This window comes from uncultured Methylobacterium sp., from assembly GCF_964251405.1.
GTDB lineage: Bacteria > Pseudomonadota > Alphaproteobacteria > Rhizobiales > Beijerinckiaceae > Methylobacterium.
Genome location: NZ_CAXUJR010000029.1, coordinates 2,926 through 21,752, shown reverse-complemented (window position 1 = coordinate 21,752; position 18,827 = coordinate 2,926). Strand labels below are relative to the sequence as shown.

The following is an 18,827-nucleotide window of genomic DNA, read 5'->3' as shown; positions in this document are numbered from 1 at the left end:
CATCGGCGTTCGTGCGCGCGGCATCGCCGGGGTGCTCTGGCTGATCGTCGGCGCGACCGTCGCCTGGGCGCAGGCGCCTGTACCGGACAAGCCGGACGACGCGATCCAGCGCAGCCTCGACGAGAAGGCCCGGCGTGCCGAGAACCTCAGGCGCGTCGAGGAGGCGCTGGCCGCCTCGACCGGTGCGAAGTCCCAGTTCGAAGCCGAGATCGCCGCGATCGGCGGCGACCGTGCCAAGTTGAACGCGGCGCTTCTCGACGCGACACGGCAGTCCCAGGCGACCGAGGACCGGATGACCCGGCTCGAGGAGCGATTGGCCACCCTGGGCGAGAGCGAGGCGGCGATCCGCCGTTCCTTGGAGGCCCGCCGCGGCGTCATCGCGGAGATCCTCGCCGCCCTTCAGCGCATGGGTCGCCGTCCGCCGCCCGCCGTCCTGGTCCAGCCCGAAGACGTCCTCGTGGTGATCCGGACCTCGATGCTGCTCGGCGCAATCGTGCCCGAACTGCGCGGCGAGGCCGAGACCCTGGCCGCCGACCTCACCGAGATGGTGCGGCTCAAGGGGGTGATCGCGTCCGATCGTCTGGCGCTGCAGAACGATCTCACCGGTTGGGCCAAGGAGCAGCAGCGCCTCAACGCGCTGGTGTCGGCAAGGCGCGCCCGCCTCGCCGAAGTCGAGAGCGGCCTTGCCGCCGAGCGCAAGCGCACCGCCGAACTCGCCGTCCAGGCCAAGAGCTTCAAGGACCTCCTCGAACGCATGGAGGCGGAAGTCTCCTCGGCCCGTCGCGCGGCGGAGGAGGCGCGCAATGCGGAAACCCGCGAACTGCGCGCGACTCAGGAGCGATTTGCCGCAGCTGGCACGCGAGACCCGGCACGCCTCGCGCCGAAGATCCGCTTCGCCGATGCCCGCGGCGACCTGCCACGGCCGGTCAGCGGCAGTTTAGTGCGTAGTTTCAACCAGCCCGACGGCAACGGCGGAAACACGCGCGGCATCTCTCTTGCCACGCGTGCCAAGGCTGTGGTCTCGGCGCCGGCCGATGGATGGGTCTCCTTCGCCGGACAATTTCGCTCATATGGACGACTCTTGATCATCAATGCCGGCGATGGCTACTATCTGTTGTTGGCGGGCATGGATCAGATCAACGTCGAGGTCGGTCAGTTCGTCCTCGCCGGAGAGCCGGTGGCGGTGATGGGGGAGGGCGGCCCCAGTCCTCAATCACCGGGCGGTGAGCGGAACGATCCGACGCTCTACGTCGAGTTCAAGAAGGACGGGGGCTCCATCGATCCGGAGCCTTGGTGGGCCAAAAGCCCCAGTGAGAAGGTTCGCGGATAATGCGCAAGATTTCCCTGGTTCTGGTCGGCGCGTTTCTAGGCGCCGGATCGTCCTTCGTCGCGACCCAGACCCATCTCCTCTCCGGAACCAGCGCGGTGGCGGCCTCCGCGGAGACCTACCGCCAGCTGAGTCTGTTCGGCGACGTCTTCGAGAAGGTCCGCACCGACTATGTCGAGAAGCCCGAGGAGGCCAAGCTGATCGAGGCGGCCGTCAACGGCATGCTGACCTCGCTCGACCCGCATTCGAGCTACATGGATTCCAAGAGCTTCCGCGACATGCAGGTCCAGACCCGCGGCGAGTTCGGCGGGCTCGGCATCGAGGTCACCATGGAGGACGGCCTGATCAAGGTCGTGACCCCGATCGACGATACGCCGGCCTCCAAGGCCGGCATCATGACCAACGACATCATCACGCAGATCGACGACGACCAGGTCCAGGGCCTCACGCTCAACCAGGCGGTCGACAAGATGCGCGGCCCGGTGAACTCGCCGGTCAAGCTCAAGATCAGCCGCAAGGAGGCCAAGGAGCCGCTCCTCGTCACGCTCAACCGCGACGTGATCAAGATCAAGCCGGTGCGCTCGCGCGCCGAGGGTGGCGACGTCGGCTACATCCGCCTGACCCAGTTCAACGAGCAGACCTTCGAGGGCCTGCGCGCGGCCATCGACAAGGTCACGGCTGAGGTCGGCGCGGACAAGCTCAAGGGCTACGTGCTCGACCTTCGCAACAATCCGGGCGGCCTCCTCGACCAGGCTGTGCTGGTCTCCGACGCCTTCCTCGATCGCGGCGAGATCGTCTCCACCCGTGGCCGCAACGCCGACGAGACGCAGCGCTTCTCCGCCAAGGGCGGCGACTACGCCAAGGGCAAGCCTGTCGTCGTCCTCGTGAACGGCGGCTCGGCCTCGGCCTCGGAGATCGTGGCCGGCGCTCTGCAGGACCATAAGCGGGCGACGGTGCTCGGCACGCGTTCCTTCGGCAAGGGCTCCGTGCAGTCGATCATCCCGCTCGGCGGGAGTGGGGCACTGCGCCTGACCACGGCGCGCTACTACACCCCCTCGGGCCGCTCGATCCAGGCCAAGGGCATCGAGCCGGACGTCGAGGTGACGCAGGAGATCCCGGACGAGCTCAAGGGCAAGGACGAGACCAAGGGCGAGGCCGGCCTGAAGGGCCACCTGAAGCAGAAAGATGCGGAGGAGCGCGGCGGGTCGTCGGCTTACGTCCCGCCGGATCCCGCCAAGGACAAGCAGCTGATCGCCGCCATGGATCTGCTTCGCGGCATCCAGAAAGGCGCTGCGAACACGCCGAAGGCCGCCGTGCCGAACTGATCGCGAACCCGCCGCGGCACGCGCCCGGCGGGGGTTAGGACAAGATTAACCATACGGCCTCCAATGTCGGTCTCGACCGACGCTGGAGGCCGCTTTTCGTTTCAGGAAGGCGCTAGGCCGGCGATCGCTCCCGATGCCGAGGAACAGGCAGGCGTGGCCTCCGACGACATCCTGACGCGACCCCTGGGCGGAGCGGTGCCAAAGGCGGCACGGCTGCGGGCACTGGTGCGCCCGTCGTCCAAGACGGCTTTCAGCGTCCTGGCGGCTTTCCTCGTCGTCGGCGCCAGCATCGTGGCCATTACCGGTGACCCCGAGGGCGGTGAGCCGCGGGCGACCGCCGTCATCGCCTTGCGTGATTCCGAACCCGTTGCCGCGCCGCAGGCCGCCGCCATGCCCGACCGAGCGGCGTCCGGCCCGCGTTCGGCCTCCGATGTGGAGGGCGCCTCCGGCGTCACGGTGGTACGGCCGCTCGGGACGGCGGCGCCTACCGACGCGGTGATCATCCGGGTCCCGAACGAGGCCGGCCTGACCCTGGCAGGGGCCCCCGATTCCCGCATCGTCGAACGCGGCCGCCACGGCTCCGTGCCGAAGCTCGGCGAAGGCCGCCTTCGCGCCCTCGACGTCTATGCCCGCCCCGTCGGCGGCATCACCGACGGCCCGCGCATCGCCCTCGTGGTATCGGGTCTCGGTGTCGGGCAGGCCGCGACGGCCAGCGCCGTGGCCAAACTCCCGGCCGCGGTCAGCCTCGCCTACAGCCCCTACGGGACGGACCTCGAACGCGCCGTCGCCCGAGCCCGCGAAGCCGGCCATGAGGTTCTGCTCCATGCACCGATGGAGCCCTTCGACTATCCCGACAGCGATCCGGGTCCCCAGACGCTGCTGACGAACTCGCGACCGGCCGAGAACCTCGACCGCTTGGCCTGGGCCATGAGCCGGTTCAGCGGCTTCATCGGGATCGTCAACTTCATGGGCGCCAAGCTCACCTCCGATGCGGCCGCCCTCGAACCGGTCATGCGCGAGATCGGAAATCGGGGCCTCGGTTTCCTCGACGACGGGTCCTCGTCGCGCAGCCTCGGCGCGGCCGTGGCTGCCAAGACCAGGACGCCGACCGCACGGGCCGAGATCGTCGTCGATGCGCTGCCGCGCGCCGAGGCGATCGACCGCGAACTCGCACGGCTCGAAGCTCAGGCCCGGTCCAAGGGCTTCGTGCTCGCCTCGGCGAGCGCGCTGCCGGTTACGATCGAGCGGATCGCGCGCTGGTCCCGCGACCTCGAATCCCGCGGCGTCAGGCTCGTGCCGGTGAGCGCCGCCCTGCGCGGACCGATGCCGGGCGCCCGGCTCAGCAGTGCGGGTCCGTGATCGATCGCGCGTTGCCGCGCCGCCATCGCCTGCCCTAAGGTCCGGCCGATGACATCCATTGCGAACGATCCCGGTGCCGGCGCCGTGCTGCCCTACCGCGCCTGCGTGGGAATCGCGCTGCTCGACGCGAGCGGGCGCGTCTTCGTCGGACGCCGACGCGCCGATGCCGGACCGGAGCACGTCGGCGATGGCCGGGCCTGGCAGATGCCCCAGGGCGGGATCGATCCGGGCGAGGACCCCTACGCGGCCGCTCTGCGGGAGCTCTACGAGGAGACCAACGTTCCGGCCGCCAGCGTCACCCTGCTCGCCGAGGCGCCCGACTGGCTTTCCTACGATCTGCCCCCCGAGGTGCTGAAGCAGGCCTGGAAGGGACGCTACCGCGGGCAGACGCAGAAATGGTTCGCCTTCGGCCATCTCGGTTCGGAGGACGAGATCGACGTTCTGCGTCCCGGAGGCGGCGCGCACCCGTCCGAGTTCGATGCTTGGCGCTGGGAGGCGATGGACGCTTTGCCGGACCTGATCGTGCCGTTCAAACGCCCTGTCTACGAGGGCGTCGTCGCCGCCTTCTCGCGCCTCGCCGGCTGGCGGGTCTCGGCGTGACGCCGCGGAGCTAAGGGGAGCACCATGCGCTGGTGGTCGCTCCCGATCGTATTGGCGTTCAGCTGGTTCGTGTTCACCCTGACGCCGCTCTGGGCGCTCTACGACCTCGCGCGGGCCGTTCGGGCCGGTGACACCGCCTATGTCGAGCGCCACGTCAATTTCCGCACTCTGCGCCTCTCCCTGGTCCGCCAGGCCAGTGCCGCCGCCCGTACGTCAGGCGAGGCCGGCAGCGACGCCGAGCCCCGGGAGCGCATCGCCGATGCGGCGGTGGCGCTGGCGGTCCCCCTGGTCGAAGCCCTCGTCACGCCGAGCACCGTGATCGACCTCCTCGACGACGGCTGGCCGCAATCGGTCGACCTCGGCCGCGGCGATCCGAATCCTGTCGCGCGAGGCGAGGAGGAGCGCGGATTGCGCATCCCGAGCCTCGGCCGGCTGCTGCCGTTCTATCTCGCCTCGGAGATGCGGGGCTTCCGTACGGTTGTCATGCCTGTGCCGCCGGGCCACGGCACTGGCCGCCAGTTCCGAGTGCGGCTTCGCCTGCGCGGCTGGACATGGCGGCTCGTCGATATCGAGCTGCCCGAAGATCTTCGCCAGCGCATCGCGCAATCCCTGACCCAGGCCACTGCACCACGGCCCCGTAACCCGAAGCCCTGATCGATCTGGGCCCTCAATCCGAGGCGCCGGGCCTCTTGCGGCTGCTGAAGCGCGCGTTGCCCAAGCCCGTACCGACGGTCAGGATACCCCAACGCGGCACGTCGCGCAGATGCGGGATCTCGCTGAGGCCCTGGACGACGGCGTCGTTGTGCATCACCACCATGGTCTCGTGGTCGCCGATCCGCGGAATCGCGTCGAGGATGCGTCCCGGCAGTTTGAAGTCCTCGCCCTCCCAGTCGCCTGGCAGGTTCTGCCCGCCGCGATCGATGGTGCCGTCGGGCTCGATGCGACCAGGGCAGCCGATCCCGATGAAGGGCGCCAGGGCGAGGTCGGCGCGCTCGGCCCGGCGGATCAGGTCGGCGAGGATCTCGATGAGGCGCTGCACGGCTTCGTCCCGACTGGGTTCCGGCTCGTCGTCGACGTGGCGCCAGATCTCCGAGCGCCAGACCTCCGCCCGCGACAGGTCGGGCGCCTTGCGCAGGTTGGTCTGCACGATGCCCGCCCGGATGTTGCTGCCGCCGATGTCGACGGCGACGAGGCTGTCGTAGCCGGAAAAGATCCAGGCGGGGGCGAGATGAACGGAGCCGATCAGGCCGGCCTCGTCGGGATGGTTGCGGATCGGTTCGATGACGATATCGAGGCCGCCGCCCCGCAGGATCGCCGCCGCTCTCGCGATCGCCAGTTTGCCCACGAGGCTGTCGCGCAGGCCGCCGCCGACGACGATATGCGACGTGTCGCGCCATCCCTCCTGGCGCAGGAACTGGCGCACCAGCCGCGCCATCGCCTGCGCGAAATCCTCGACGGCGCTGAAGACAATGCCGGAGGCGAGAGGCGAGCCGTCGATCAGATATTCGTCGAGGCGCTTCTTGCTGATCGTCTCGCTCGCCCGGTCGCCCAGCGGATCGGGTCCGAACGGGCGCATCCTCTCGCGCCATTCCTCGATGAGGGCGCGGAAGGCCTTCTTGGAGACTTGGTCGCCGACGAAGCCTTCCGCGTCCTTCAGCTCGATATTGGTGGAATCGACCACCACGGCGGGCAGTTCGGACGATCCATGGGGGAGCCCCGATCGACCTGGTTTCGTGTCCGCCGACATGCCGCCTCGTTCCGGGATCGATGGTTGGTGCCGAGCGCCACGGCGCGAGCAGGCATGCGATGCGCCAAGCTTAGCGCATCGGCCCGAAAAGCGGCACGCGAATTCAGCGATGGGGGTTCGCGAACGAGAGCGCGGCGGACAGAACTTGAGGCGACGCCCCGCTTAATGTCCTAGCGTGCCTTTGCCGGGGCCGGATCGAGGCTGGGTGCGACCTTGGGCTTGCGCGCCTGCACCATGTCCTCGGCCTTGTCCTCGTCGGTGTCGCCGCCACGCTCGATCGTCTTCTCGGGATCGGCGGCGAGCTTGGCGACGATCGCCATCAGCCTCTCGCATTCGGCTGCGTACTTGTAGGTGTCGAGGACGATGGCGGCGTCCCGGAGGGTGCGCAGGTCCCGCACCGTCTGCTTGTTGGCAACTTCGCGCAGCTCGCTCTTGTCGGCGATCGCCTCTTCGAGCTTGGCGCCCTTCACGTCGCAGGCCGCGGCCGGGTTGGCGTAGGCGAGCAGGAGCACGCAGGCGAGGAGCAGGGCACGGGCAAGGACAGGTCGCATCGAACGGGAACTCCGGGAGGGGCGCGGTCGCATCGGCCCGAAACGTGCGGGCCGATTTCGGGCGAAGGCCGAGGCGATGACGAGGGGCAAAGGGACCGGACCGGAGACGGGGATCGGTCCCGGTTCCTCGCGCTCAGAACTGGTGGCGGCGCAGCATGTCGTTTGTAAGGGCGACGAGCTGGCTCGGCCGATAGGGCTTCGGGACGAAGACAGAGGAGGCGACCGCATCGGCCTGAGACAGCGTCGCCCGGCCGCCGGAGGTGTAGATCACCGGCAGGCCAGGACGGTGAGAGCGGGCTCTCCGCGCCAACGCGATGCCGTTGGTGTTGCGAGCCAAGTCGATATCCGTGAAGAGCAGGTCGACTTTCTCACGCTCCAGGATGGCGTGCGCCTCGTCGGCGTCCTCCGCCGTGAGCACGCGGTAGCCTTCATCCAGAAGGGCTTCCGCGGCAAGTTCGCAGACCATGGCCTCATCCTCGACGACGAGAACCGTTTCATGAACGCCGGACGGCCGGAGGGCTGGCCAGGGCAAGGCGGCACAGGCGAATGGGATCATGACGCAACTCCAACGCACCCGGGCAAGGACGAGAGCCTCGGCACCGGATCGCTGGACCAACGGCCCCGTTCGTCCCGACGTTCACCCTGGTTGGATCAAATTGCGCGGGTTTGGTGAGCAAAGACTTAACCGTCCCGGCCGGGTCGCCGGGCGCTCGGCCTGTCCCGTCCCTGGCCCGGATGGACGGCGTCGTCCGGCCGTGCCCGGCGCAGCGAAGCATCGCCTATCCGCCGCCCACGTTGTATGCGCTGGCGATTCCCGTCGTCTTCGCCGTCCTGCCGCCGATGGCGACGCTGCCACGTTGCACGACCGGCCGGACGCTGCTCGAAGGCGGACCGCCGACTTGAAGGATGCCGATCGATGAGCCTGAGCGAACCCTCCCTCGCCGACCATGTCGTGCCGCTCGAGGCGGGCGCGCATGTCACGCTCGCCGCCTGGATGAAGGACACCCTTGCGCTGGCCCTCGGCGACGGCAGCGTTGTTCTGGTCGACGGGGAGGCCTCCCGCCGCGTTGACGCCCATCCCGACGGCGCAATCCTCGTGGGGGCCAGCGATGGACGCAGTCTCGTCACCGGGGGCGACGACGGCCGTGTGGTCGCGACCCTCGCGGATGGGACGACGGCCGAACTCGCCGCGGCCGCCAACGGCGCATGGGTCGATGCCCTCGCCCTCCATCCCGACGGTGCGATCGCGTACGGCGCTGGCCGCACCGTCGTGGCCCGCGACGCCAAGGGCCGCGAGAAGACCTTCACGGCCCCCTCCACGGCCCGCGGCCTCGCCTTCGCCCCGAAGGGCTACCGCCTCGCGGTCTCGCACTACAATGGCGCCACGCTCTGGTATCCGAATCTCGCCGTCGAGCCGGAGGTGGTGGCCTGGAAGGGCTCGCATATCGACGTGACCTGGTCGCCGGACGGGCGCTTCGTCGTCACCACGATGCAGGAGAACGCACTCCATGGTTGGCGCCTCCAGCCCGACAAGGGCCACATGCGGATGTCGGGCTATCCCGGTAAGGTCCGCTCCGTGAGCTGGTCGGCTGACGGCAACTGGCTCGGCACCGGGGGCGCCGAGGCCGCCATCGCTTGGCCGTTCGACTCCAAGGAAGGTCCCACCGGCAAGGCCCCGCGCGAGTGCGGGGTGCGCCCCGCTCGCGTTTCCCGCGTCGCCTTCCATCCCAAGGCCTTGGTGCTCGCCATCGGCTACGAGGACGGCTGCATCCTGCTCGTGCGCTTCGTCGACGCCTCCGAACTGCTGGTGCGTCCGGCGGTGACGGGCAGCGGCGTCTCGGCGCTGGCCTGGGACGCGCGGGGCGGCCGCCTCGCCTTCGGCTGCGTCGACGGCCAGGCGGGACTGCTGACGCTCCCGGGCTGACGGCGATGGCCCTCTTCGGATTCGGCCGGTTCGCGCGCGTTCCGCCCGGCGACGGCGATCGGCGGCGGATTGAAGCCTGGGCGCGCGAGGCTGCGGCCTTGAGCGAGGCCGACGTGGTCAAGGTCAACGAGGTCCTGTGCCCCGATCCCGCCTGCCCGGGGTTCGAGACGGTGATCCTGCTGATGCGCGCAGGGCAGCGGACACGGGCCGTCAAGGTCGCCAAGCCCATCGCCGAGGTCTCGCAGGCGGATGTTGCGGGCGCCGTCGCAACCTGAGAGGAGGGGGCGACGAGCGCGGAACCCGCGTCCCGATCGTACCTTGTCCATTCGGCGTCGAGAGGAACCGGCCGTTGTTTCGTGTGCTACGCACCCTCGGCCTCGCGCTTGGCCTCCTCGGAGGGGCGATCGCCGCTCAGGGACCGGAATTCGCCCAGCAATACAGTCAGCGCCTCGGCGGGACGGTGGATGAACTCCGGCGGGTCGTCGCCACGTTCGAGAAGGACGCCGCCGAGACCGGCAACACCCGGGAGGGCGCCGTCGATCGCCTCCGCAGGAACCAGGATGCCCTGGTGGTCCGCCGCGGCGAGGCCGCACGCGACGACATCGAACGGCTACGCGGCCTCACCGAGCAGCAGCAGGCCCTTGCGAGCGCGGGCGGTCCGTTCGGGCGCCTCGCCACCCTCATCAGCAATCCCGACATGGCGCTGGCACGAGCGACCTACCAGGATTACCAGCCCGCCGTTCCGACCACGGCGGATGGTCTGATCGCGGGCTTCCTGGGCTTCCTCGCCACCTGGGGCGGCTGGCGGGTGCTCAGCGATCTCGTCCGCCGCCTGAACCCGCGGCGCGAAGCGGCGGCTTAGGCCATCGGGATTGCCGCGCCGACGGCGTTGCGGCAAAGGCACAGGTGTTGCCGGCCATCTACAGCCGGCCCCTCTCCCATGCACTAGGACTGCGTGGTAGCGCGCGGGTACCCTCGTGGCGCCGGCTCACGGCTTGTTGTCGCATCATGGCGCGCGCACCGACATCCCCCACCATCGATCCCGCCCTCGACGCCGCCGCCCTGCTGCGGCGCGTCGGGTTCTTCGGGCTGTTCGTGGTCGTGCCGATCGCCGCGCAGGTGGCGCGCCGCGCCGCCGTCATCCTGGTCCCGATCTCCGTCATCCTGCTGATCCTCGCGAGTGCCATCGACGGCAAGACGTGGCCGATCCGTCCCATCGTTCAGCGACTGGTCCGCTCGCCCGCCTTCCTGGCCGGCCTCCTCGTCCTGTTCTGGGCCGCCTTGTCGCTGATCTGGACCCCCTTCCTGGGCGCGGCGACCGAGCGGCTTCTGAACCTCGCGGCGACCATCCTGCTGACGCTCGCGGGCTACCTGGCCCTTCCCGACCGGATGCGCTCGGCCAACCTCTACCTGCTGCCGGTGGGCGTCACCGCGGCGGCGCTGCTGGCCATCGTGATCGGCCTGTTCGGAGACAGTTTGCTGCGCAGCACTTCCGACGACGAGGGCGCGCTCAACCGCGGCCTGATCCTGCTCGCCCTCCTGGTCTGGCCCGCGATCGCCTGGTTGCGCTCGCGCGGTCGCGATGGCGCGGCCCTGGTCACCCTCGCCCTCGTGGTCGTTGCCCTCCTCCTCGCGCCGAACACGATCCAGCTGATCGCGATCGTCGCCGGCGCCGTCGCCTTCGCGCTGGCCAGCATCCGGACGCAGCCCGCCGCCCGTCTCGTCGCCCTCCTGGCCGCCGGCCTCCTGGTGGCGGCGCCTCTGCTGCCTTTCGTGGCACGACCGGTCGGCATCGCGCTCGCAGGGCCGGTGGCTCCTCCGGTCTTGACGATCAAAGCCTGGCAGAAAGTCGTGACCACCGAGCCGGTGCGCCTCGTCACCGGTCACGGCTTCGAGACCGCGCGCCGCGGTCGCGCGGTCGGACTCGTGCCGGCGAACGCACCGACCACCGTGCTGTTCGAACTCTGGTACGAACTCGGGCTCGTCGGCGCGCTGGCTGCGGCCTTCGCCCTCCATGCCGCGATCCGACGGACCGGACGCCAATCCGTGGTGATCGGCCCTGGCGCGCTCGCCGCCTACGCCGCCGCCTTCGTGGTCGCCGGCATTGGCGTCGGGCTGACCGTGATGTGGTGGATCACCACCCTGACCGTGGTGGTACTCGTCTTCATCGCGGTCGAGCGCGGCCAGTTCCGCACGCGCCGGCCCAAGGCCAGCCTCCTGAAGGCGGCCAACGACGCGTGACACGGGGCGGTGCTAATCCGCCACCAACGCCTCGACCACCGCCATGTCCTCGTCCGACAGGCCGACATGATGGCCGATCTCGTGGACGAGGACGTGGGTGACGAGGTGCCCGAGCGTCTCGTCGTACTCCGCCCAGTAGTCGAGCAGCGGCCGGCGATAGAGCCAGATTCGGTTCGGCATCTGTCCGGTCGTCGCCTCGCCGGCCTGCGCCAAGCCGATCCCGCGGAAAAGACCGAGGAGGTCGAATTCGGTCTCGCATCCCATCTCTGCGAGCGTCTCCTCGTCCGGAAAATCCTCGACATGGATCACGAGCCCCTCGCAGAGGCGGCGAAAGGCGTCGGGGAGATCGGCGAAGGCCTCTCGCGCCAACGCCTCGATCTCATGGAGTGATGGAGCCCGCGCCTCGGCGAGGCCGCTCATCGCCGCTCCGGCAGGACGCGCTCGCTCAGAAAGCCGGCGAGATCGTTGGTGATGTGGTCGATATGCGGCTCGCGTACCGCCTCCTGCTCGAAGGCCTCGCGGAACGGATCGAGGGTGCGCGGAACCACCAGCACCGTCGCCATGCCGATGTCGTGGGGCACGACGAGATTGCGGGCGATGTCCTCGAACAGGGCCGAGCGGCGCGGGTCGACCCCATGGCGTTTCAGGAAGCGCTCATAGGTCGAACGCTCAGGCTTGGGGATGAAATCGGCATCGGCAATGTCGAAGACGTCCTCGAAATGATCGAGGATGCCGAGCTTTCGCGCCACGTCCTCGGCATGCCGCCGCGAGCCGTTGGTGAGGATCAGCTTTCGCCCCGGCAGCCTCTCGATGGCGTCGCCGAGCGCCGGGTCGAGACTGATGGTCGAGTGATCGATGTCGTGCGCGAAATCGAGGAAGTCGTGCGGGTCGATGTCGTCTTCCACCATCAGCGCCTTCAGGGTGGTCCCGTAGCGGTGGTAGAAATACTTCTGCAGGGCGCGGGCGGAGAGCCCATCGAGCCCGTAGAGGCGCATGACGTAGAGCGTGATGCGCTCGTCGACCTGGGGCCAGACCCTGGCGTCGCTCGGGTAGAGCGTGTTGTCGAGATCGAACACCCAGGTGTCGACGTCGGAGAATCCGCGGGAATCGGCAGCAGTGAAGTGGCTCTCGCCTGGAAGGAACAAGGCTGTTCGCGGGGGTTGGCAGGAGGAATAACCGGCTTGCGCCGACGCTAGCCTGACCGTTGGTAGTGACCAAATCGTTCACGCGCAACGGATCGAGCCGCCCCGACCCGTCGCGTGACGGAGCCGGGGCGCCTCCGTTCAGGTCCGGCGGATCAGAGTGCCAGCGCCGTAATCGGTGAAGAGTTCGAGCAGCACCGCGTGGCCGACCTTGCCGTCGAGGATGACCACGGCCTCCACGCCTTGTTCGATGGCGTAGATGCAGGTCTCGATCTTGGGGATCATGCCTCCCGTGATGGTGCCGTCGGCCACGAGCCGCCGGCAATCCTCCACCGAGAGCTCGGGAATCAGTTTTCCGTCCTTGTCGAGGACGCCGGGGACGTCGGTCAGGAGCAGCAGGCGCTTGGCCCTGAGCGATCCCGCGATGGCGCCCGCGAACGTGTCGGCGTTGACGTTGTAGGTCTGGCCGTCGGCGCCGAAAGCGACGGGGGCCAGCACCGGGATGAGCTCGGCCTTCAGCACCGCATCGAGGACGCCACGCTCGACATGCTCGGGCTCGCCGACGAGGCCGAGATCCACGGTCTGTTCGGTCTGGCTCTCGGGGTCGACGACGGTGCGCATCGCCTTCCTGGCGCGGACCATGTTGCCGTCCTTGCCGCAAAGGCCGATGGCCCGGCCGCCCTCGGCCGAGATCCATCCGACGATCTGCTTGTTGATCGAGCCGGCGAGCACCATCTCGACGACCTCGACGGTGGCCTCGTCGGTGACGCGCAAACCGCCCTTGAACTCGGACTCGATGCCGAGCCGGTTGAGCATCCGCCCGATCTGCGGTCCGCCGCCATGGACCACGATGGGCTTCAGTCCGGACTGCTCCAAGAGCACGATGTCCTCGGCGAAGTCCTCTGCCGCCGCCCGATCGCCCATGGCGTGGCCGCCGTACTTGATCACCACGATCTCCTGGTCGTAGCGCTGCATGTGCGGCAGCGCCTGGACGAGGACTTCCGCGCGCACGTGGACGTTCGGCAGTGGTTCTTTCATCGCGACGACCCTGGATGTGCGGCGCCAAGCGGACGCGCGGGCTTCTAGCGCAGCCGGGACCGCCTGCGAACCCGGTGATTGCGGAAAACCGCACCGATCGTCGGTAACGGACGCTTAACCCTATCGGAACATCCTCGGTTGTATCGCACTGGAATACGAACCGATGCTGAACACCGAACCTCTCATCACCCGCCCCACACTCACGACCGCCACCGTAATCCACACGGCGCTCGGCCACCTCGAGCCCCATGCGAGCTCGCCGGCCGATATCTGGCGCCTCCTCACCGAACGTTACGTCGTCGATCTCGACGCGGTCGCGATGGTTCTTCCGCCAGCACGGCCGGAGCCGGTCTGGCTCGCACCGCGACGGTGATCGTTCGCGTCGCGGAAGGGTCGGGATGAGCGATCAGCGGCATGCTTTCCGCGCATGCCGTTGATGTCCTTCCAAGAAATAACCCTGGCATACGCCATGCTAGAGGACAATCATCGACACGGGAAACACTCAAGGCAACGATCACGCGGCCGCTCGGACGCCAGAGCAAAACCGCGGACCTTATTCGCCATCTCGAAAAAGGGGTCCGTCATGTCTGAACTCTTGTCCGTTGCCCTTATTTGCGCCGGTACGTTGCTGGCCCGGGAATGCACCCGTGACAACGCTCTCGACGTCATCGTTTCGCCGGCCCGCACGCCGATCGAGTGCCTGATGAACGCCCAGACCGCCGCGGCCTCGACCGGTCTTGCCGCCGGCGAGGCCCGCTACCTCAAGATCACCTGCGAACGCCGCCACGCTGACTTCCGCCACTTGCGGCGCGCCGGCTACGCGGCGGCGATCGTGCTCGTGCCCCGCGACGCGATCTGAGCTTGGTCTGACGCGACGGCCGGCATCCAGGCCGCCACGATCGTCACGGCCGACCGCGGCTGGTCAGGGCATCTGGAAGCTGAGTTCCGCCGAGTCCTGCCGTGCCGGCGACGGGCGCCAGCGGTCGAGCTCGCGGTCGATGGCGTCCTGCGTTCCGCTCATGAACTGGCCGGAGGCCGCACCCGGCTTGAGCGGTTCGAGATAATGCACCACGACGGTGCCGGGCCGCTTGGCGCCGCCGCCGGTCGGCCAGAACAACCCGGAATTCACCGCCACCGGAAGGACCGTTAGGCCGAGTTTGGCGTAGAGCAGCTCGACGCCGCGCTTGAACTGAACCGGTGAACCCATCTCGCCGCGCGTTCCCTCCGGGAACATCAGCACCGAGCGTCCCTGCGCGATGGCCTCGCGGCTCTGGTCGATCATCGTGCGCAGCGCCTGCGAGCCGTTGGTGCGGTCGATGATGATCATCGGAGAGCGCCGCAGGAACCAGCCCACCACCGGGATCGTCACGAGCTCGCGCTTGGCGACGATCGCCACGTCGGGGATCAGGATCAGGAAGGCCAGCGTCTCCCAGGCCGATTGATGGTTGGCGACGATCAGGCAGGGCTCCGACGGGATACGCTCGCGACCCTCCTCGACATAGGTCAGCCCGACGATGTGGTGCAGACCGAACAGGATGCCCCGCGACCACGCCCGCGTCGCCGCCCGGATCGGCCGCTCCGGGCAGCCGAACAGCGCCAGCACCGCCAAGGGCGCGACGAAAAGTGCCGTCCAGGCGGCCCAATAGACGTTGAAGAGGACGGAGCGGAAGTGCTGCACGAAGTGGTTCCCTGTTACCTTGCCCTATCGGTTCGCGGGCCTGAGAGAAGTGCGGAATGGCGGTATCCGCGATCTTCTGCGGCGACGGCCGGCCCGATCCATTCTATCGGTGGGGTCGATCAATGGCCTGCCGATACCCACCACAACCTACCATGAGCCAGACCCGTTGCGCCTCACCGTCTCGACTTGGAACATCAATTCCGTCCGCCTGCGCATCGATCAGGTGCTGCGCTTCCTGCGTGAGGACCAGCCGGACGTGCTGTGCCTGCAGGAAACGAAGTGTCCTGACGACGCCTTTCCCCTCAAGGCCCTTCGCGGATCGGGGTACGAGCACGTCGTGTTCGCTGGCCAGAAGGGGTATAACGGCGTCGCGATCCTGTCGCGCCTGCCGCTCGTCACCCGCGACGTCATGGCCTTCTGTGAGCGGCCCGATGCCCGCCACATCTCGGCGGCGCTAGGCCCCGAAGCGGGCGCGGCCGCCGGCATCGTCCTGCACGATTTCTACGTCCCGGCCGGCGGGGACGTACCAGACCGGGCGTTCAACCCGAAATTCGCCCACAAGATCGACTTCCTCGACGAATTGCGAGCCTGGGGCGGCCGGCGCGTGGCAGGGCCGGCGATCCTAGTGGGCGACCTCAACGTGGCGCCCCTGGAGCACGACGTCTGGTCCCACAAGCAGCTCCTCGACGTCGTCAGCCACACGCCGATCGAGACCGAGCGCTTCGAGACCCTGCGCAACGAGGCCGGCTGGATCGATACGGCCCGAATCCTGACGCCGGAACCCGAGAAGATCTACACGTGGTGGAGCTACCGCTCGCCGGACTGGGCCGCGGCGAACAAGGGTCGCCGCCTCGACCACGCCTGGGTTTCCCCGGACCTTGCCGGATGTGTGCGCGCCGTGACGGTGTCACGGCATACCCGTGGCTGGGACAGGCCATCCGACCATGTGCCGGTGACGCTGACATTGGAACTCTGAACCGGGCGTTGAAAACCGGACATGCACATCCAATCTGCGCAGTCGACCGCAAGCTGCAGCGATTGTGCCTTGCCAAATCCCCGCACCGATCGGTAATGATACGGTCCCCTTCCCGGTGCCGTGCGGTTTGATCCGCGGCCCGCGGACGCGTCGAGGTGATTTCGCCTTCTCGCCTTCGCAGTCGGTCCACCGCGTGCAGATCCACGGCGTCTTCAAGACCGGGCAGGTGTCGGTATACGCGGCGATCCTCATTGGAACGCCGCACCGTTATTGAAATCACAGGCCGGCGGGATGCCGGCTTCATGTCTTCGCGAGGTCAGGCAGAGGATGGTCGGACGCACAGCATCGGTTGCCGTTGCTCGTGTTTCAAGCGTACGCATCGCGCGTGGCGCCGGTTCGCCGTCAGCCCTGGCCAGGATCAACCCCACGCGCGCCGTCATCCGGCGCCCATCGGCGGTTGACGGCAATCCCCCAACCACAGCCCCCTCAGCCCCGCCAAACGGGCCGGCACGAGCGTTCCCCGTCGAGGCCCTTGGCCTGAGACCGGGCGGCGCTCCACCGGGAAGGCTCGGTTCCAGGAGAACGACGTCGGCCGCCATGTCGAAAGATCGTCATGGCCAACAACAAGATGCTCATCGATGCGATGCACCCGGAAGAGACCCGGGTCGTCACGGTCCACGGATCTAGGGTCGAGGAATTCGACTTCGAGGCTGCCAATCGGCGTCAGCTGCGCGGCAACATCTATCTCGCCAAGGTGACGCGGGTCGAACCCTCGCTCCAGGCCGCCTTCATCGAGTATGGCGGCAACCGCCACGGGTTCCTCGCCTTCAGCGAGATCCACCCCGACTACTACCAGATTCCGCTGGCCGACCGGCAGGCGCTCCTTGAGGACGAGGCCCGCGACGCCGAGGAGCACCGCGAGCGCGAGGAGCGCAAGCCCCGCCGCCGTACCCGTGGGCGCCGTTCGGAATCAGCCAAGAGCGCCAGGACCGCCGAGACGGTGAGCGCCGAGGACGTGGCCGAACCCGTGGAGGGCGCCGAGATCGGCCCTTCCACCGCCGGCGACGACATGGGTGCCGAGATCCCATCCGCCGATGCCGGGCAAGCCGGTTTGGGCGCCGCGCCTGCCCAGGAAGGGATCGACGCCCGCGAGACCGTATTCGGCGAGGTGCCGGCCGCCGAGGCAGCAGCCGACGACGGTGCCGATGGCCACAGCGGGACGCCCGTCGAGGCCGCGTCCGAGCCTGCTGCCGGGATCGTCGCCGCTGGCCCCGACGAGGAGACGGCCGAAGCTGCCGATTCCGACGAGGATGAGGCGAATGACGAGGACGATTCCGACGAGGACGACGAGTCGGAAGACGATGACGACTCCGAGGAGGACGGCGAAGAGGGCGAGGATGCCGAGCCCAAGATCGCCCAGGTCGGCGGCGACGCGCTCGCCGAGATCCCCGAGCGTCCGCGCACCTACCGCCGCCACTACAAGATCCAGGAGGTGATCAAGCGCCGCCAGATCATCCTGGTCCAGGTCGTCAAGGAGGAGCGCGGCACCAAAGGCGCGGCGCTCACGACCTACCTGTCGCTCGCCGGGCGCTACTCGGTGTTGATGCCCAACACGGGCCGGGGCGGCGGCATCTCGCGCAAGATCACCTCCGCGGCCGACCGCAAGCGTCTCAAGGAAGTGGCGCAGGACCTGGAGGTGCCGGACGGCATGGGCGTGATCCTGCGTACGGCCGGCGCCTCGCGGACCAAGCCCGAGATCAAGCGCGACTTCGAGTACCTCATGCGCCTGTGGGAGAGCGTGCGCGAGTTGACGCTGTCGTCGTCCGCACCGGCGCTGGTCTACGAGGAGGGCTCGCTGATCAAGCGCGCCATCCGCGACCTCTACAACAAAGACCTGGATGAGGTCCTGGTGGCGGGCGAGGACGCCTACCGCGAGGCTCGGGACTTCATGCGGATGCTGATGCCCGGACAGTCCAAGGTCGTGCAGCCCTATCGCGACGCTACCCCTATCTTCGCCCGCTACGGCGTCGAGCAGCAGCTCGACGCGATGTTCTCGACCCACGTGACGCTGAAATCCGGCGGCTACCTCGTCATCAACCCGACCGAGGCGCTGGTCTCCATCGACGTGAACTCGGGCCGCTCCACCCGCGAGCACGACATCGAGGACACGGCGCTTCGCACCAATCTGGAGGCGGCGGAAGAAGTCGCCCGGCAGTTGCGCCTGCGCGATCTTGCCGGCCTCGTCGTGATCGACTTCATCGACATGGAGGAGAAGCGCAACAACCGCGCCGTCGAGAAGAAGCTCAACGAGTGCCTGAAGGACGACCGCGCCCGCATCCAGGTCGGCCGGATCTCGCCCTTCGGCCTCCTGGAGATGAGCCGCCAGCGCATCCGCACCGGCATGCTGGAGAGCTCGTCGCTTCCCTGCATCCATTGCGGCGGCTCGGGCTACGTCCGTGCCACGGCCTCGGTGGCCCTGCAGATCCTGCGCTCCATCGAGGAATCGCTCCTCAAGAGCGCGACCCACAATCTCGTCCTGCGCACCCGCACCGAGGTGGCGCTCTACATCCTCAACCAGAAGCGAGCGCACCTGCGCGAACTCGAAGTGCGCTTCGGGGTGATGGTGACCATCGCGGCCGATGAGCGTCTGGCCGCGACCTCGGCATTCCAGCTCGACCGCGGCGAGCCCGCCGTGAGGTCGGAGGGCCCGGTCACCGGCGTGCGCGCCACGGCGGTGGCGACGATGCCGGAGCTCGAGGACGAGGAGGAGATCGACGCCGAGGTCGAGGAGTTGGAGGACACGGAGGGCGCCGCGGAACCCGCCGAGGCTCGCGCCCCGCGCGGCGAGGGCGAAGAGACGGGCGAGGGCCGCGGCCGTCGGCGTCGGCGTCGGCGTCGGCGTGGCGGTCGCCATGAAAC

General features: G+C 68.5%; 20 protein-coding genes. 13 read left to right on the top strand and 7 right to left on the bottom strand.

Annotation, left to right across the window (positions count from 1 at the left end; all coding sequences use genetic code 11):
* Positions 1 to 40: 40 nt before the first annotated feature.
* The 5 genes from ACFE7U_RS07770 to ACFE7U_RS07750 all read left to right on the top strand — a co-directional run bounded on the left by ACFE7U_RS07770 (position 41) and on the right by ACFE7U_RS07750 (position 5,265).
* Entirely contained in the window at positions 41 to 1,330 is a 1,290-nt protein-coding gene (locus ACFE7U_RS07770; RefSeq protein ID WP_375409171.1) for a murein hydrolase activator EnvC family protein, read from the top strand.
* Positions 1,330 to 2,652 carry a S41 family peptidase gene (locus ACFE7U_RS07765; protein WP_375409161.1) on the top strand — a complete coding sequence of 441 codons (1,323 nt, stop codon included), beginning with the start codon at positions 1,330 to 1,332 and terminating at the stop codon, positions 2,650 to 2,652. Before ACFE7U_RS07770 ends, ACFE7U_RS07765 begins: the two co-directional genes overlap by 1 nt.
* Positions 2,653 to 2,805: 153 nt before the next feature.
* Positions 2,806 to 4,011, top strand: a complete 1,206-nt coding sequence (locus ACFE7U_RS07760; RefSeq protein WP_375409160.1) for a divergent polysaccharide deacetylase family protein — start codon at positions 2,806 to 2,808, stop codon at positions 4,009 to 4,011.
* A gap of 48 nt (positions 4,012 to 4,059) precedes the next feature.
* The gene (locus ACFE7U_RS07755) at positions 4,060 to 4,611 is read left to right on the top strand and encodes an RNA pyrophosphohydrolase (RefSeq protein WP_375409159.1); all 552 of its coding nucleotides are present in this window, start codon (positions 4,060 to 4,062) and stop codon (positions 4,609 to 4,611) included.
* 24 nt (positions 4,612 to 4,635) lie between these two features.
* A complete protein-coding gene (locus tag ACFE7U_RS07750) occupies positions 4,636 to 5,265 on the top strand; it encodes a DUF2939 domain-containing protein (RefSeq protein ID WP_375409158.1) in 630 nt (209 codons plus the stop codon).
* Between the two features lie 13 nt (positions 5,266 to 5,278).
* Here ACFE7U_RS07750 and ACFE7U_RS07745 read toward each other — a convergent pair whose 3' ends face one another.
* The 3 genes from ACFE7U_RS07745 to ACFE7U_RS07735 all read right to left on the bottom strand — a co-directional run bounded on the left by ACFE7U_RS07745 (position 5,279) and on the right by ACFE7U_RS07735 (position 7,465).
* Positions 5,279 to 6,358 carry an ROK family protein gene (locus ACFE7U_RS07745; protein ID WP_375409157.1) on the bottom strand — a complete coding sequence of 360 codons (1,080 nt, stop codon included), beginning with the start codon at positions 6,356 to 6,358 and terminating at the stop codon, positions 5,279 to 5,281.
* 170 nt (positions 6,359 to 6,528) lie between these two features.
* Complete coding sequence (locus ACFE7U_RS07740; RefSeq protein WP_375409156.1) at positions 6,529 to 6,909, bottom strand: photosystem reaction center subunit H; 381 nt, start codon at positions 6,907 to 6,909, stop codon at positions 6,529 to 6,531.
* Positions 6,910 to 7,042: 133 nt separating this feature from the next.
* Positions 7,043 to 7,465, bottom strand: a complete 423-nt coding sequence (locus ACFE7U_RS07735) for a response regulator (protein ID WP_375409155.1) — start codon at positions 7,463 to 7,465, stop codon at positions 7,043 to 7,045.
* Positions 7,466 to 7,825: 360 nt separating this feature from the next.
* Between ACFE7U_RS07735 and ACFE7U_RS07730 the strand changes: the two genes are divergently transcribed.
* The 4 genes from ACFE7U_RS07730 to ACFE7U_RS07715 all read left to right on the top strand — a co-directional run bounded on the left by ACFE7U_RS07730 (position 7,826) and on the right by ACFE7U_RS07715 (position 11,074).
* Complete coding sequence (locus tag ACFE7U_RS07730) at positions 7,826 to 8,833, top strand: WD40 repeat domain-containing protein (protein ID WP_375409154.1); 1,008 nt, start codon at positions 7,826 to 7,828, stop codon at positions 8,831 to 8,833.
* Between the two features lie 5 nt (positions 8,834 to 8,838).
* Positions 8,839 to 9,108, top strand: a complete 270-nt coding sequence (locus ACFE7U_RS07725; RefSeq protein WP_375409153.1) for a hypothetical protein — start codon at positions 8,839 to 8,841, stop codon at positions 9,106 to 9,108.
* 74 nt (positions 9,109 to 9,182) lie between these two features.
* A complete protein-coding gene (locus ACFE7U_RS07720; protein ID WP_375409152.1) occupies positions 9,183 to 9,695 on the top strand; it encodes a DUF2937 family protein in 513 nt (170 codons plus the stop codon).
* Between the two features lie 146 nt (positions 9,696 to 9,841).
* On the top strand, positions 9,842 to 11,074 hold the full coding sequence (locus tag ACFE7U_RS07715) for a peptide ABC transporter permease (protein WP_375409151.1): 1,233 nt from the start codon (positions 9,842 to 9,844) through the stop codon (positions 11,072 to 11,074).
* A gap of 12 nt (positions 11,075 to 11,086) precedes the next feature.
* Here ACFE7U_RS07715 and ACFE7U_RS07710 read toward each other — a convergent pair whose 3' ends face one another.
* The 3 genes from ACFE7U_RS07710 to argB all read right to left on the bottom strand — a co-directional run bounded on the left by ACFE7U_RS07710 (position 11,087) and on the right by argB (position 13,254).
* A complete protein-coding gene (locus ACFE7U_RS07710) occupies positions 11,087 to 11,494 on the bottom strand; it encodes a metallopeptidase family protein (protein WP_375409150.1) in 408 nt (135 codons plus the stop codon).
* Positions 11,491 to 12,219: a pyrimidine 5'-nucleotidase gene (locus tag ACFE7U_RS07705; protein ID WP_375409149.1), complete on the bottom strand. Its 729-nt coding sequence runs from the start codon at positions 12,217 to 12,219 to the stop codon at positions 11,491 to 11,493. Before ACFE7U_RS07705 ends, ACFE7U_RS07710 begins: the two co-directional genes overlap by 4 nt.
* A 138-nt stretch (positions 12,220 to 12,357) precedes the next feature.
* Positions 12,358 to 13,254: an acetylglutamate kinase gene (gene argB / locus ACFE7U_RS07700; protein WP_375409148.1), complete on the bottom strand. Its 897-nt coding sequence runs from the start codon at positions 13,252 to 13,254 to the stop codon at positions 12,358 to 12,360.
* 163 nt (positions 13,255 to 13,417) lie between these two features.
* Between argB and ACFE7U_RS07695 the strand changes: the two genes are divergently transcribed.
* Both ACFE7U_RS07695 and ACFE7U_RS07690 read left to right on the top strand, forming a co-directional pair.
* Positions 13,418 to 13,627, top strand: coding sequence for a hypothetical protein (locus ACFE7U_RS07695; protein ID WP_375409147.1), 210 nt, complete (start codon positions 13,418 to 13,420; stop codon positions 13,625 to 13,627).
* A 210-nt stretch (positions 13,628 to 13,837) separates the two neighbouring features.
* Entirely contained in the window at positions 13,838 to 14,113 is a 276-nt protein-coding gene (locus ACFE7U_RS07690) for a hypothetical protein (RefSeq protein ID WP_375409146.1), read from the top strand.
* A 63-nt stretch (positions 14,114 to 14,176) separates the two neighbouring features.
* Here the strand turns inward: ACFE7U_RS07690 and ACFE7U_RS07685 are convergent, their stop codons facing one another.
* Positions 14,177 to 14,932 (bottom strand): lysophospholipid acyltransferase family protein, encoded by a 756-nt coding sequence (locus ACFE7U_RS07685; protein ID WP_375409145.1) that lies wholly within the window; start codon positions 14,930 to 14,932, stop codon positions 14,177 to 14,179.
* A 166-nt stretch (positions 14,933 to 15,098) separates the two neighbouring features.
* On the opposite strand from ACFE7U_RS07685, the gene xth reads away from it, so the two are divergent.
* Together xth and ACFE7U_RS07675 are read left to right on the top strand one after the other, a co-directional pair.
* A complete protein-coding gene (xth, locus tag ACFE7U_RS07680; protein WP_375409144.1) occupies positions 15,099 to 15,908 on the top strand; it encodes an exodeoxyribonuclease III in 810 nt (269 codons plus the stop codon).
* Positions 15,909 to 16,521: 613 nt separating this feature from the next.
* On the top strand, positions 16,522 to 18,827 hold a 2,306-nt coding region (locus ACFE7U_RS07675; protein ID WP_375409143.1), incomplete at its 3' end, for a ribonuclease E/G.